General features: G+C 47.3%; 1 protein-coding gene. It reads left to right on the plus strand.

The window, feature by feature from the left end:
• Nucleotides 1-11,483: non-ribosomal peptide synthetase (locus tag QD47_RS27715; RefSeq protein ID WP_152643894.1), on the plus strand; the 11,483-nt coding region annotated here is incomplete at both ends.

Consider the following 11,483-nt stretch of genomic DNA (forward strand, 5'->3'; position numbering starts at 1 on the left):
ATCATGTATCAGTAGAGGAAGAAATTCAGCAACTGGGTGGTAGCGATGAGAATCGCTTTTGTATTGACGAAATCGATTGGATGAAGCAGACAAATTATGACTTTAATCTGGTTGTAGTGCCGGGAAAAACGATACAAATGAGAGCTATTTATAACGCCCTGGTATTTGATCACGAACATATGGAGCAAATTCAGGGACATTTGCTGCAACTGCTGAAGCAAGTGGTGCTAAACCCGGATATCCTGGTGAATGAACTGGATATTGTGACGGAACAGGAGCGCGAGCAAATTCTGGGTGTTTGGGGAAATACGGCGGTGGAATATCCAAGCGAGCAAACAATTCAAGGTTTGTTCGAAGCGCAAGTCTTGCAAACGCCAGAACAGGTAGCCTTATTCTTTGAGGGTGAACAGCTGACATACCGTGAGTTGAATGAGCGCGCCAATCAATTGGCAAGAACACTCCGTTCTTATGGTGTACAGCCAGAGCAGCGAATTGGACTACTTGTGGAACGATCTATTGAGATGATTGTTGGTATACTAGCAGTTCTCAAAGCAGGTGGTGCTTATGTACCGATAGACCCGGAATATCCAGCAGAACGTATCCATTATATGTTGGAGGACTTCGATGCGCAGATTGTACTGACACAACGGGCATTTACTGAACGAATATCTTTTAAAGGGACTACTCTTGAACTGGATGATTCCAGAATATATTTTGCAGATGGCTCTAATTTGATGATGTCCACAGACAGGGTGGATCATCTGATATACGTTCTATATACCTCAGGAACGACTGGACAGCCGAAAGGGGTCATGGTCAACCATCGTAGTGCAATTAATACGGTGAGCTGGTTTTCGGAACGTTACGCAATAAGTGGTGGACTTGATATGATCCTGACGGCAGAATATACATTTGATCCAAGTATTGAGCAGATCTTTGGGACGTTGCTGCATGGGGGCAAGCTGCATTGTATCCGGCGTACAACGCTGCTGAGTAAGCAGCTACTGACCGAATATATTAAGACTCATAATATCAGGATACTAGACATTCCACCGGCCCTGATGAGAGCATTTTTATCTGAAGATTCCAAAATACCTTGCTTAGATACGTTAATCTGCGGTGGTGAACGGTTGGAAGATTCATTAAAGGAAAAAATAGTGAGCAAAGGATACATTCTGAATAATCATTATGGACCGACGGAAACAACCATTGATGTACTGGCTTCCGTGTGTGAACCAGAAATAGCAGTAAATTTGGGTAAACCTATTCACAATACGCGCGCATATATTCTGAACGAGCATGGGAAGCTTCAACCAATAGGGGTAATCGGTGAGCTATGTATCAGCGGTGTTGGCGTAGCCCGAGGGTATCTGAACCGACCAGAGCTGACGGTTGAAAAATTTGTGCCAAATCCGTTTGCTGGTGGAGAAGCGAACTATGAACGGATGTATCGGACAGGCGATTTAGCACGCTGGCTACCAGATGGGAATATAGAGTATTTGGGCAGGGTTGACCATCAGGTGAAAATTCGGGGTTATCGGATTGAATTGGGTGAAGTTGAGACCAACCTGATGAAGGTGGCTGATGTGCAAGAGGTCGTCGTATTAGTCCATGAAGACAATCAAGGACAAAACCAACTGGTTGCCTATTATGTAGCTGAACAAGATGTGGATGCGGGTAAATTGCGCAGCTTGCTAGCTAAGGAACTTCCAAATTATATGGTGCCTGCATACTTCGTACAGTTAGAGCATATTCCACTGACCTCGAACGGAAAAATTGATCGGAAGTCACTGCCAGCACCGGAAGGCAGTCTGCAAAGCGGAGCTGATTATGCTGAGCCGCGTGCGGAGGCGGAACGGACTCTGGTGGCGGTCTGGGAATCAGTATTGGGAGCCCCAAAGGTTGGGATTTTAGACAATTTCTTTGATCTGGGTGGGGATTCAATCAAGGCAATTCAAATTTCATCCCGATTATTTCAGGCGGGCTACAAGCTGGAAGTTAAGGATATGTTCCGATATCCTACGGTAGTGGCACTGGCACCGCATATGTGTGAGGCCGTGCATATAGCTGATCAAGGGGAGGTCAGCGGAGAAACTGCGTTACTTCCGATCCAGCAATGGTTCTTTTCGCAGGAGCTTGAGTGTCCGGAGCACTTCAATCAGGCGGTGATGTTGCACAGGACGGAAGGTTTTGATGAGACGATTGTGCGCCAGGCAATGGACTGGATCGTGGAGCATCATGATGCCCTGCGTACAGTCTTCCGCAAGCATCCATCTGGTTATACAGCATGGACACGCCGAGTGGAGGAAGGCTCATTATATACGCTCGAAACTGCGGATTTACGTGGAGAGTCGGCGGCTGCCGACGTGCTAGAAGCGAAAGCAACTGAAATTCAAAGTAGTATCAACCTGTCCGAAGGACCTTTGGTGAAGCTTGGTTTGTTCAGTACAAATGAAGGCGATCATTTGCTTATAGCTATTCATCATCTGGTCATAGACGGAGTATCATGGCGGATTCTGTTCGAGGATTTCTCCACAGGCTATGAGCAAGCACTGAAGGGCGTGCCGGTAAGATTACCGTTTAAAACAGATTCCTTTCAAACTTGGGCGCATGAGTTGTCAACTTATGCTAACAGCTCAGCGGCCGAGTCTGACGAAACTTACTGGCAGCAGCTTGAACAGGCTCAAGGGGGAGCTACTCCGCTACCTAAGGATTTTTCCTATACTGGTTCGTTGAATGCAGATAGCGAAGTGCTGACGCTGGAATGGACGGAGGCAGAAACACAGCAATTATTGAAGCAAGTACACCGGGCCTACAATACCGAGATTAATGATTTGCTGCTAAGTGCGTTAGGCTTGGCCATTCATAACTGGACAGGTACTAATTGTGTGCTGGTGCATCTGGAGGGACATGGTCGGGAAGCTATCATACCGGAAGTAGATATAACACGTACTGTGGGTTGGTTTACCAGCTTGTATCCTGTTTTGTTAGAAATTGATGGTGATTTTACACTTGGAGAACGTATCAAAAGCACAAAGGAAGGACTGCGTGCTATTCCGCACAAAGGTTTGACGTATGGTACATGGCGTTATCTGTCCGAGGCTTCTGCCGAAACTCGAAACCGTCCTTACTTCACAGAACCGGAAATCAGCTTTAACTATTTAGGTCAGCTTGATCAGGAAGATCTGCAAAACAGCGGAATTATCCTTTCCTCCTACGGTATAGGTAAAACAGATGCTGCTCAATCGAGGTTGCTGCACACGTTGGATTTGAACGCGATGATTTCAGAAGGTACGTTGCGATTGACGATCGCCTACAGCAATAAACAATATCGAAAAGAAACGATGGAACACGTGGCTGGGCTGTTACAATCAGCTCTGCAAGAGGTGATCTCGCATTGCGTTGCCAAAGAGCGGCCTGAGCTGACAACAAGCGATGTATCCTTCAAGGGCTTGACCATCGGGGTACTGGATCAACTGGTTGAGCAAGTTGCACAGACTGGCGAGCTGGAAAATGTATACGCTCTAACACCAATGCAAAAGGGAATGTTGTTTCATAATTTAATGGATTCGCAGTCCAGCGCGTATTTTGAGCAGGTATCTTTTGACCTGAATGGGCATTTTCATACGGCTTCGTTTGCTTCAAGTCTGGATCTGCTGGTGCAAAGACATATGTCTTTGCGGACGAATTTCTACAGCGGTGTGACGGATGAACCGCTTCAGATCGTGTACAGGAATAAGCGGACTGAACTGTATGTGGAGGATTTACGTGAACTGGAAGAAGATGAACAGGGTCGACATATCCTCGATTTCACTCGTAAAGATAAGCTAAGAGGCTTTAAACTGGACCAAGATGTGTTGATACGTGTGGCGATTTTACGCACAGGTGAAGAGACATATCGATTAATATGGAGTTTCCATCATATTGTAATGGACGGCTGGTGCATGTCGCTGTTGACTAATGAAGTGTTCACAAGTTACTTTGCCATTTTGGCCCTAGACCAGCCTAAGCAGACACCTGTGACGCCGTATAGTCAATATATCGAATGGTTGGAGCAGCAAGATCATGAAGAAGCGGCACAATACTGGAGCACATATCTGAGCGGATATGAAGAGCAGTCCCGTTTGCCACAGGCTAAAGTACTAGGGAACGGGTATCAGCCGGAGCAGCTTGACTTTGATCTGGGCGAGAACCTGACGGCTGCGCTGCAGCGAGTCGCCAAGCGATACCAGGTCACGGTAAATACGCTGGTACAGACCGTATGGGGGATTTTGCTTCAAAAATATAACGGTACAAATGATGTTGTATTCGGCAGTGTGGTTTCTGGACGACCAGCCGACATTCCAAATGTGGAACATATCATTGGTTTGTTCATAAATACAATACCAGTGCGCATTAATAGCAGCGGAGGAAGTCGTTTCTTGGATGTAATAAAACAAATTCAGGAGCAATCCATCGCCTCACGTGCCTATGATACGTACCCTTTGTATGAAATTCAGGCGTTGACCGAGCTCAAGCAAGATTTGATCGATCACATTATCATTTTTGAAAACTATCCGGTAGGAGAACAAATCGAACAGCTGGGTAATGGTGAGCAGGCAAGCTTCACGATTACCGGAGTTGAGTCTGTGGAACAGACTAACTATGACTTCAACCTGAAGGTGCTGCCAGGTAAAACGATCCAAATGAGCTTTGGATACAATGCACTGGCGTTTGATCGCGCGAGTGTAAAGCAAATTCAAGGCCACTTGGTACAACTGCTTGAGCAAGTGGTGACGAACCCAAATATTCAGATCGATGAGCTGGATATCGTGACGGCCCAGGAACGCGAGCAAATCCTGAGGGTATGGGGAAATACGGCAATGGAGTTTCCGCGCGAGCAGACGGTTCACGATTTGTTCGAAGTGCAAGCGTTGCAGACGCCAGAGAAGGTAGCCTTGTATTTCGAAGGAGAGCAATTAACCTACCGCGAGTTGAACGAGCGCGCCAACTCACTGGCACGGGTGCTCCAAACACAAGGAGTGGGACCCGACAAATTGGTGGGCTTGATGGTACAGCGCTCGGCAGAGATGATGATCGGTCTGCTGGCTGTACTTAAAGCAGGCGGTGCTTATGTGCCGATCGATCCTGAATATCCGTCAGCTAGAATTGAATATGTGCTTGGAGACAGTGGAGCTACTGTACTTTTAACTTCCCGTGATCTGGTTGAAGGACATAGCTATAGTGCTAACACTTATTTTGTCGAAGATGAAGAGTTGTACCAAGGGGAAACAACGAATCTGGAAGAAACGGCTCAGCCAGATCACCTGGCTTACGTAATCTATACGTCAGGCTCGACTGGTAATCCGAAGGGGGTCATGCTTCAGCATCGGTCGGTTCTGAACTTTATAACAGGGATGCACGGAGTCCTTGACATCACAGCAGACAAAACAATTTTATCGCTAACGACGATTTCCTTTGATATCTTTGTGCTGGAAACAATCCTGCCATTGCTTAGTGGAATGACAGTTATAATTGGTGACCGTCGTCATCAGACAGACCCACAGGAGCTTATGGAGTTGATCGTCACTCATCAAATCGATATGCTGCAAATGACGCCGTCCCGGCTGCAAATGCTACTTGATCATGATGAAGGGGCTCATGCGCTACAAGGTGTACAGGAGGTTTTAGTCGGGGGTGAGGCAATTCCTCCGAAGCTTCTAAACGGACTGCAATCTATTAACGGACTGCGTATTTATAACATGTACGGTCCGACGGAAACGACGGTGTATTCGACGACTCAAGAATTGACGACTGCGAACCGGATTGATATTGGGCGCCCCATCGCTAATACGCAAATATACATCATTAACACGCAGGGTCGATTGCAACCGGTTGGTATTCCTGGCGAATTATGTATCGGAGGGGAAGGCCTCGCGCGTGGGTATTGGAATCGGGAGGATCTGACAGCGGAGAAGTTTGTGAACAACGCGTTTTCACCGGGAACACGAATGTACAGAACGGGGGATCTTGCTCGCTGGAATCCAGATGGTAGTCTGGAATTTATTGGACGTATTGATCATCAGGTGAAGGTTCGCGGGTTCAGAATTGAGCTTGGCGAGGTTGAATCACAAATCTTGAAAATGGAAGATGTGCAAAAGGCCGTCGTGCTGGCTCATGAGGACAAGCAGGGAGAAAACCAACTGGTCGCCTATTATGTGGCAGAGCGGGAAGTCAGTTCAAGTGAATTACGTAGCTTGCTGGCTAAAGAGCTTCCAAACTACATGGTGCCTACGTACTTTGTACAACTGGAGCACATCCCGCTGACCCCGAACGGCAAAATTGATCGGAAGGCACTGCCAGCACCAGAGGGCAAATTGCAAGATGGAATAGAACATATTGCACCTCGGACATGGGTGGAATCGAAGTTAGCGATGATCTGGAAGGAAATTTTAGATCTAGCGCAGGTCAGTGTGAAAGATAACTTCTTTGAAATCGGTGGGCATTCTCTGCGAGCGACGACGCTGGTTTCGAAAATTCATAAAGAACTGAATAAGTCGCTTCCACTGCGCAGCATTTTTGAAGCTCCAACAATTGAGCAGTTAGCGGAAGTGATGGACGGTTTGGATCAACTGGCATACGCGTCCATTCCGGTGGCGGAAGAGCGCTCGTTCTATCCGCTGTCCTCGGCGCAGAAACGGATGTATGTGCTCCAACAATTGGAATCGAACAATGTGAACTATAATATGCCGGCTGTGCTTCAGGTAAGTGGACCGCTTAATGTGGAGCATGTGGAAGAAGTGTTTTGTCAATTAATTGAACGACATGCATCCTTGCGTACCCGCTTTGAAATGGTGGGGAACGAGCCTGTGCAGTTTATTGAGGACGGGGTGTCGTTCGAAGTAGAATATGCGAAGATACAGGTAGAAGGTGACCCCCGCGATGTTGCATACGCGCAGGCTGTAAACCAGAAAGTGCAAGAGCGGATTCAAGCTTTTGTGCGCTCATTCAACTTAGAAACGGCTCCGCTGCTGAGGGTGGCTTTACTGGACCTTGGGGAACATGGAACAAAGCAAGAAGCGCAGCATTTCTTAATGCTGGATATGCATCATATTATTTCGGATGGTGTATCAGCAGGGGTGCTGACCGACGAGTTTGTACGTCTGTACAGCGGAGAGGAGCTGTCTCCGCTACGGATTCAATACAAGGATTATGCTGTATGGCAGCAGAATGAAGCGCAGCAAGCGTGGATAAAACGTCAGGAAGCGTATTGGCTGGACACCTTTGATGGTGAGTTACCCGTCTTGAACCTGGCGACCGATTTTACTCGTCCAGAGGTGCGAAGTACAGCAGGGGCTACAGTGGAATTCGAATTGGACGGGAAAGTCAGCCAGCGCCTGAAAGAGCTGGCAGCCCAAACAGGCTCGACGCTGTACATGGTGCTGCTGGCAGCCTACACAGCATTGTTGCATCAGTACACCGGGCAGGAGGATATTATTGTAGGTAGCCCGATAGCCGGACGACCGCATGCGGATCTGGAGCCAGTCATTGGAATGTTCGTTGGGACACTGGCTATGCGTAATTACCCAACCGCAGGGCAAACATTCCGTAGCTATGTGGAGAATGTGAAGAAACATGCATTGAAGGCGTACGAGCATCAGGACTATCCATTTGAGGAACTGGTGGACAAGCTGAAGGTGAAGCGTGACATGAGCCGCAATCCGCTATTTGATACGATGTTTGTATTGCAAAATACGGAGCAAAACGAGTTGAAGCTGGCTGACCTGAGCTTCCGTCCATATGGGATGGAGCAAGCCCCGGCAAAGTTTGATTTGACGCTGGAAGCCAGTGAGGGAGAAGCGGGTATTCGGTTCGGATTAGAGTATGCGACATCGCTATATCAGCGGGAAACAGTAGAGCAGATGACGCGCCACTTTGTACGATTGGTGGAGACTGTTGTGGTGAACCCGGATCTAACACTTGGAGAGCTGGAATGGGTCACAACGGAAGAAACGGTGCCTGTTCTGAAAGAGCATCAAGAACGCCAAAAAGCATTACGCTACTGGAGCAACTATCTGGCCGGGTACGAGGAACAAGCCCATTTACCGCAGGCTAAAAAGCAGAATCAGACAACATATCAGGCGGAGTATGTAAACCTGGATCTGGGTATGGAGCTGACCGCCGGAATACGGAAAATCGCCGAGCAGGAAGAGGTATCGGTCAGTACGTTACTACAGACGGCATGGGGGATTTTACTGCAAAGATATAACGGAACTGAGGACGTCGTGTTCGGCAGCGTACATTTAGGTCAGACGGCTGATATGGCAAATACAGAAGCAGTGACGGGGGCATTCATAAACACCATGCCTGTGCGTATCCAAGGCGGAGAAAACAGCTTGTTCACAGAATTAATGAAGCAAAACGAAAAGTTATTCAAGTATGCACGTGTGCATGCCACATATCCACCCCATGAGATTCAGGGACTATCTGAGCTCATTCAGGATTGGATCAACCATAGCGTCATTTTTGCAGATGTTCTGGTGGAGGAAGAAGTGGAGCATATGAGTGATGGTAAAGAATTCGACCTCAGCCTATGGACAGCAAAGGTAGCCAAGTCAACGACCGACGACTTTAATCTGGCGGTGTTGCCAGGAAAAACGATCCAAATGAGCTTTAGCTACAATGCATTGGTGTTTGACCGTGCGAGTGTAGAACAAATTCAGGGCCATCTAGTACAGCTGCTGGAGCAAGTGGTGGCGAAACCGGACATTCGAGTGCGCGAGTTGGACATTGTGACGGAACAGGAGCGCGAACAAATTCTGGCGATTTGGGGAGATACGGCAGCAGAGTACGCGCACGAGCAGACGATTCACGGCTTGTTTGAAGCGCAAGTGTTGCAGACGCCAGAGCAGATAGCCTTGTATTTCGAAGGAGAGCAGATAACCTACCGTGAGCTGAATAAGCGAGCCAATCAATTGGCAAGAACGCTGCGATCTTATGGTGTGCAGTCAGATCAGCGAATTGGTCTACTTGTTGAACGTTCTATTGAGATGATCGTAGGCATATTGGCAGTGCTCAAGGCGGGTTGTGCTTATGTGCCAATTGATCCAACGTATCCGCAGGAGCGAATCCAATACATGCTGGAAGATTCCGGAACAAAACTGCTGTTGACGCAAAGTCATCTGGTGGAAAAAGGGATGTTTGAGGGTCAGGTGCTGATCCTGAATGGGAAAACATCCATATATCACAAGGATGGTTCAAACCTAGATTCGGTAAGTGGTTCAAATAACCTTGCTTATGTTATTTATACATCGGGAACCACGGGACAACCCAAAGGAGTTATGCTGGAACACCGAGGATTGTCCAATCTGAAAACGTATTTTGATCAAACGCTGCAGATTATCTCATCAGATCATGTGTTGTTATTCGCCAGCTATTCGTTTGATGCATCCTGCTGGGAAATCTTCCAGGGGCTATTCAGTGGAGCGACATTGTACGTACCGACACAAGAGACGATTTTGAATTATGAGTGGTTTGAGAAGTACATGTCGGAACATCGAATTACAGTGGCTACACTCCCACCCACCTATACGGTGTATCTGGAACCAGCACGTATGCCAGACTTACGCATTTTGGTCACAGCAGGCTCAGCAGCCTCAATAGAGCTGGTGCTTAAGTGGAAGGAGAAAGTGGCGTATTACAATGCTTATGGTCCAACAGAAAACTCGGTCGCGACATCGGTATGGTCCGTGTCTGAAGATCCGCGAGCTGAGGATCTGATTACAATCGGGCGTCCTATACCGAATCATCGCGTATACATGGTGGATGCGCATGGTCGTCTAGCGCCGGTGGGTATACCGGGTGAACTGTGCGTATCCGGTCCGGGGTTAGCGCGGGGTTATCTGGGTCGTCCGGAGTTGACTGCTGAAAAATTCGTGAAAAATCCGTTTAGTAGCGGAGAAGCAAGTTATGAACGGATGTACCGAACGGGTGACTTGGCAAGATGGATGCCGGATGGCAACATTGAGTACTTGGGTCGGATCGACCATCAGGTGAAAATCCGAGGGTATCGGATTGAATTGGGTGAGGTAGAGGCGCAAATTTTGAAAATGGAGGCTGTGCAAGAGGTCATTGTGCTAGCAAATGCAGAAGAACAGGGGCCAGACCAACTGGTCGCATACTATGTGGCAGAACGTGAAGTAAGTGTAAGCGAACTGCGTAACACGTTGCTGAAAAAGTTACCCAATTACATGGTTCCTTCATACCTTATGCAGTTGCAGTACATGCCCCTGACCCCGAATGGGAAAATCGACCGCAAGGCGCTACCCTTACCGAAAGGGACAGGTAGTTGGAATGAAGAATACGTTGCCCCGAGAAATGCATTAGAACAACAACTTGTAGAGCTTTGGCAAACGGTGCTTGGCGCGGAAAAGGTAGGCATTGACAATAACTTTTTTGAACTCGGAGGTCAATCTCTAAAGGCTATACTGCTTGTCTCTAAAGCACAGGAAAAAGGTATCTATCTAGGAATCCATCAGGTATTACAACATCAAACTATTCGTGGTTTGTCTGATTTGCTGCAAGCTGAACGTTGTGACACACACCATAACACATCATGGATTTCCAGTATCTTGGAAGCTGAACAGTGGATTAGCAACACTTTTGATGTACAAGCTTTGCTTCAATTTGTGTCGGTTGATGAGCAAGACTATCTGTTTCTACAAGTACATCCATTTCGAGCAGATCAGGTTGATAAGATCGTTGCTTTCATTCCGTCTCATGTACATCCTGACCTGCATCCGCATTACATTGTGCCTATGGGTGGAGAGGATGCAGGCCAATCGATTGAAGCTCTGCTCACGATGATTACAATAACAGATGATGAACAGGAAAACGTTCTTCACTCTCAATCAATGGAATTTATTTCAATAATTGATGAAATGAATGCAACTAGGAATGGTAGTCTGCTAAGCTCAGAGGCGATCGGACAGTTTCCACTGGCACCTGCTCAACATTATCATTTGCAGCATCCTGCTTCTTCTGGCACGGTGATTCATCTGAATCACTATGTAGATAAGCAACGTCTGTCCACAGCTGTTCAGCAGCTCATGCGTAGGCATGAATTACTGCGTAGCGTACTGATTCAATCGGACGGGGGTTGGGCTTGGGAAGTCCGATCAATCCCGGAGAACTTATCTTTACCTATGGTGGATTTATCGGCATATCCGATACCAACCCAGCGTAAGCTCCTTTCGTCTATCATGTCGCATCTTTATTTTAAACCGTATGAGCAGACGAAATCTTTGCAATACCGAATTGCATTGATTCGCTTGAATTTGCGTGAACACTTATTGCTTCTGCCGTGCTCACACATTATTTTCGATGGCACGAGCAGCATGATTTTGGAGAGTCAGTTACTTGAAGAATATGAGGATCCACAACTGGAGCATACAACAGAGGAAGTCCATTATATGGACTATGTCAAACATATTCGTCAAGGCACA

This window comes from Paenibacillus terrae (assembly GCF_000943545.1).
In the GTDB taxonomy this organism is placed as follows: domain Bacteria; phylum Bacillota; class Bacilli; order Paenibacillales; family Paenibacillaceae; genus Paenibacillus; species Paenibacillus terrae_A.